This is a genomic window from Streptomyces sp. SID1328 (assembly GCF_009865595.1).
Classification (GTDB): domain Bacteria; phylum Actinomycetota; class Actinomycetes; order Streptomycetales; family Streptomycetaceae; genus Streptomyces; species Streptomyces griseoluteus.
On the sequence record NZ_WWKH01000334.1, the window covers coordinates 1 to 4,247 of the forward strand.

A 4,247-nucleotide genomic window follows, 5' to 3' on the forward strand; every position below is an offset into this window, starting at 1 on the left:
AGGGCAGCACGGCGATGCCCGCGAGGACCGCCCACACCGCGAGCCCGGACTGCCAGTGCCCGCCGAGGGCGCCGGTCATCGGCACGGTGACGGCGGCGGCGACGGCGGTGCCGAGGGCCAGCGCCATCGAGTACAGACCGGTCATGGTGCCGACGCGGTCCGGGAACCAGCGCTTGACGATGACCGGCATCAGCACGTTGCTCAGCGCGATGCCCATGAGGGCGAGCGCGCTGGCGGCCAGGAACCCGGCGGTGGAGCCGATGTACGGGCGGATCAGCAGACCGGCGGTGATGGCGGTCATGCCCGCGCAGACCACCGCGCCGGGGCCGAAGCGGCGGGCGAGGCGGGGCGCGGTGGCGCCGAAGAGGGCGAAACACAGCGGGGGCACGGAGGTGAGCAGTCCGGCGACGCCGCCGCTCATGCCGAGCCCGTCGCGGACCTCCTCCAGGAGGGCGCCCAGGCTGGTGATGGCTGGGCGGAGGTTGAGCGCGGCCAGCACGATGCCGACGATCACCACGCGCACGGCCCAGGCGGGCGGGGCGGCGGACGTCAGGGGGGTGCTCGTTTCGGGGACGGCGGGCTTCCGCACGGTCCGGGTCTCCTCAGCCATGAGACCCATCATAGAATCATGGGATGATTGGTTGTCCATTCCGGGGCCGGCTCCGTACCGGGCGCCCCGGTCCGGTCCGTTGGCACGGGCCGGAACTCACGTGCCAAGGTGGGCCATGCCTCTGAGCCACCCGCGCCGCTCGGCGCTGTCCGAACAGGTCATCGCGGAGCTGCGCGCCCAGATCACGTCCGGCGAGTGGCCGGTCGGCTCCCGCATCCCCACCGAGCCGGAGCTGGTCGAGCAGCTGGGCGTGGCCCGCAACACCGTCCGCGAGGCGGTGCGGGCGCTCGCGCACAACGGGCTGCTGGACATCCGCCAGGGCTCCGGCACCTATGTGGTCGCCACCAGTGAGCTGGCCGGGGTGATGCACCGCAGGTTCGCGGACGCCGATCCCCGGCACATCGCGGAGCTGCGCTCCACGCTGGAGTCGTCGGCGGCGAAACTGGCGGCGGAGCGGCGTACCGAGAAGGACCTCAAGCAGCTGGACGCGCTGCTGACCCGGCGCGAGGAGGCGTGGGAGGCCGGGGAGGCGGAAGCGTTCGTGGCGGCCGACGCCACCTTCCACCTGGCCGTGGTGTCCGCCTCGCACAACGACGTCATGACGGCGATGTACGCGGACCTCGGCGAGGTGCTGCGGGAGTGGCTGCGCGCGGACGTGGGCTCCGAGCTGGAGCAGCGGGCGTACATGGACCACACCCGGCTGGTGGACGCGATCCGCACCGGTGACGCCCGGGCGGCGGCCACCGAGGCGGCCGGCTACCCCTTCCAGTGCCGTCCGGAGCGGGTCAGCCCGCCTTCTGGTGACTGATCCACACCACCCGGATCTCCTTCCAGCACCGCCCGGTCAGCTTCACCGTCAGCGCGGGCCCCGCGGGCACGGGCGCGCTGTCGGTGTCGATGTCCCACCACCGGGCGCACTCGATGTGCAGCCGCACCCGGTCGACGTGCACGTACGGGTTGTGGCAGTAGGCCACCACCTCGGACCCGTCCACCTTGATACGACAGGACGCCCCGAAGAGGTCGGGGGCGTGCGGCTTGCCGTCACCGGCGCGCGCGACACCGCCGGGCGGGGCGAGGACCAGTACCGCGGCCGCGGTCACCGGGGTCAGGCTGCGGGGAAGACGCACGTAGGGGACCTCCTCGGCCACGGCTGCGGAGGGGACGCGTACTACGAGGGTGCACCGCGGGAGCCGGGACGGCCCGGCCGGTGACCCGAACGGTTGACGGGGCTGGAAGGACGTTCACCCCCCTGCCGTGGCGGGAGCCTCCCCGCTCAGGCCGTGTCGCGGAGCATCGGGGCGTGCGGGGCCGTGGCCACGCCGAGGGCCAGTACCGCGGTGGCCGCGAGTGCGGCGGGCAGATGGTCCGGGGGCAGGAGGATGACCGTCCAGGGGTGGGGCTGACCGTTGCCGCCCGTGTTGCCGATGAGCATCATCGTGATCACCCAGGCGACGGGGGTGAGGGCCGCCACCTGATGACCCGCTGTCCGGCGGGCACAGAGCATCAGGCCGACCAGGAACGCGGTGTTGCGCCCGGCGGTGTTCGCGGTCCGGGCGTCGAGGAACACGGCGACGGCGTACGCCACGACGACCGTGGCCAGGACGGTGGCCAGGATCAGGGCTTGGTCGAAGCGGGCCACCGGACGGCTGCCCGACGCCTCGGCGGCGGGGAGTCTGCTGCCGAGGCAGACCGCCAGCCCCATGCAGACCAGGAGCGGGGCGAAGAGCACCAGGGGCCGGGCGGCGTCGCTGCCCAGGGAAGGAAGGTCGACCAGCGTGTCACCGGCCGCCGCGGTCAGCGCGGCGTAGGCCGCGAGAGCGGCGGCGAGGACTGTGATCCATCGCGTTCTCAGCCAGATGCGCATCGGATCACTCCCTTTCCGCGGCGACGGTCGGCAGGGTCTCCGGAGCGGGGCGGCACCGCTGGAGCAGCGTGACGTTGCGGGTGAACCACGAGAGCTGCTCGGCGGAGGACAGTTTCGTCTCCCTGTTCACCACGGACATCACCCGGGGGTCGGCGGCCAGTTTCTGGCTGCGCTGGCTCTGGATCTCGTCCACGCCCATGCCGGCCTTGACCATGAGCCAGGCGGCGAGCGTGCCCGCGTGACCGGTGCGGCCGTCGGAGGTCTCGGGGCACGGCGGCATCGTCGGCAGCGCCGACGCGGCGATGCTCGCCTTCAGGTCGACGTCCGTCATGTCGCGGTAGAGGAACAGCTTCCAGGTCCGGGTGTCGGTGTCGGCCGCGTCGGAGACGAACGCGAGTTCCTTCGGTGGCTGCATGCCCGCGTCGACCAGGCGCGGCACGACCTCCTTCGCGGCGCCGGACAGCGGCTTCAGACTGCCGGCCGCTTCGACGGGGACACAGATCCGGGGTGAAGTGCCCGCGCACACGGGCGGGTCGGCGCGGGGGCGCGGCGGCGGGTCACCGTTCCAGTCGCGGACGGGCAGTACGGCCGAGACGGTGAAAACGCTCAGGCAGACCACGGATGCGGCGGCCGCGGCGCCGACGCGTACGGCGCGGGGGCCGCGCCACCGGGCGATCTCGGCACTGACCAGCACGGCGGCCAGGATGCCCGTCGCCAGCACCATCGGGACGGCGAGCGCCACCGGATTCATGGTGATGGTGAGGTCGCCGTAGGGGGCGTCGAGCCAGCCGGTCAGTTCCCGCAGCCACATCGGGTCGACGACCGTGACCGGCATGACGAGGCACAGGTAGTCGACGACGAGGATCAGCGGGGCCGCCAGAATGCGCGGGAGCAGCATGCCGAGCCCGTAGCCCATGACGGTGTGGACGGTGATGAGGTACCCGGCCATGGCGAGGACGCCCAGGTGCGGCCAGTCGTGTGCCGCGCCGGTCTCCAGGCGCACGGTCAGCAGGCAGGCCACGACCGCCGTCACTCCGAGGGCCACCACGGGCCACAGGGCGCCGAACGCGATCGTGTATCTGCCGCGCACCGGTGCCAGCCGATGGACGCCCGCCCTCTTCAGCCGCCCGGCCTCCCATGCCGCGAAGGCCGCGCAGGCCGGGGCGTAGAAGGGCAGGGTGTGCCCGACCAGGGCGGTGTTACCGGCCCAGTAGGCGGGTTCGTTCGCGGCCTCGTGGCTGCTGACCAGCCATACCCATGCGAGGACCAGGGGTGCGACCCAGACGACGCTGGTGGTGCGCAGCGCTGTTATCACGCGCATGCGGTCTCCTCCTGGACCGTGTGGTAGTACGCGGCTTCCGCCAGGCGGCCCGGCGCGGTGCCGGGCGGTGCCATGGCGTGGAACTCGCGTACCGCTCCGGCGAACCGGACGGTCCCGCCGTTGAGGACCACGACGTGATCGTAGGTGTCCTCCAGGTCGGCGACGTCGTGGGTGGAGAGCAGTACGTGCTGGTCGAGTCCGGCGAGGATCTCGTGGAAGACACGCCGCTGGCGCGGGTCCATGCCGGCGGTCGGCTCGTCCAGCAGGAGGACTTCGGCCTTGTGCACCAGGGACTGCGCGACGCCGACCCGGCGCTGCTGTCCGCCGGACAGCCGGTGCACCTTCCGGTCGGCGAAGTCCGCGAGTTCGACCCGCTGGAGAGCGCCGAGGGAGGCGTCCCAGGCGTCCCTGCGGTTCATGCCTTTCAGCCAGCCGACATAGGCCACCTGTTC

At 72.5% G+C, this 4,247-nt stretch carries 6 protein-coding genes; 1 reads left to right on the forward strand and 5 read right to left on the reverse strand.

Annotation, left to right across the window (positions count from 1 at the left end; all coding sequences use genetic code 11):
* Positions 1–622, reverse strand: a 622-nt coding sequence (locus GT030_RS09915) for an MFS transporter (RefSeq protein WP_161200779.1), incomplete at its 3' end; no start/stop codon positions are given.
* A gap of 103 nt (positions 623–725) precedes the next feature.
* Here GT030_RS09915 and GT030_RS09920 point away from each other — a divergent pair.
* Positions 726–1,418: a FadR/GntR family transcriptional regulator gene (locus GT030_RS09920; RefSeq protein WP_161200780.1), complete on the forward strand. Its 693-nt coding sequence runs from the start codon at positions 726–728 to the stop codon at positions 1,416–1,418.
* Here GT030_RS09920 and GT030_RS09925 read toward each other — a convergent pair.
* From GT030_RS09925 to GT030_RS09940, 4 genes are all read right to left on the reverse strand, one after another.
* A complete protein-coding gene (locus tag GT030_RS09925) occupies positions 1,396–1,737 on the reverse strand; it encodes a hypothetical protein (protein WP_135790674.1) in 342 nt (113 codons plus the stop codon). The two genes, GT030_RS09920 and GT030_RS09925, sit on opposite strands and share 23 nt — an antisense overlap.
* 146 nt (positions 1,738–1,883) lie before the next feature.
* A complete protein-coding gene (locus GT030_RS09930; protein ID WP_161200781.1) occupies positions 1,884–2,474 on the reverse strand; it encodes a hypothetical protein in 591 nt (196 codons plus the stop codon).
* Positions 2,475–2,478: 4 nt separating this feature from the next.
* Positions 2,479–3,795 (reverse strand): hypothetical protein, encoded by a 1,317-nt coding sequence (locus tag GT030_RS09935; protein ID WP_161200782.1) that lies wholly within the window; start codon positions 3,793–3,795, stop codon positions 2,479–2,481.
* On the reverse strand, positions 3,786–4,247 hold a 462-nt coding region (locus GT030_RS09940), incomplete at its 5' end, for an ATP-binding cassette domain-containing protein (RefSeq protein ID WP_161200783.1). The genes GT030_RS09935 and GT030_RS09940, both read right to left, overlap by 10 nt.

What these genes read in the sequence shown, in the direction of transcription:
- GT030_RS09920 (WP_161200780.1), top strand. Translation starts at nt 726, where the DNA reads ATGCCTCTGAGCCACCCGCGCCGCTCGGCGCTGTCCGAACAGGTCATC.
- GT030_RS09930 (WP_161200781.1), bottom strand. Translation starts at nt 2,474, where the DNA reads ATGCGCATCTGGCTGAGAACGCGATGGATCACAGTCCTCGCCGCCGCT.
- GT030_RS09935 (WP_161200782.1), bottom strand. Translation starts at nt 3,795, where the DNA reads ATGCGCGTGATAACAGCGCTGCGCACCACCAGCGTCGTCTGGGTCGCA.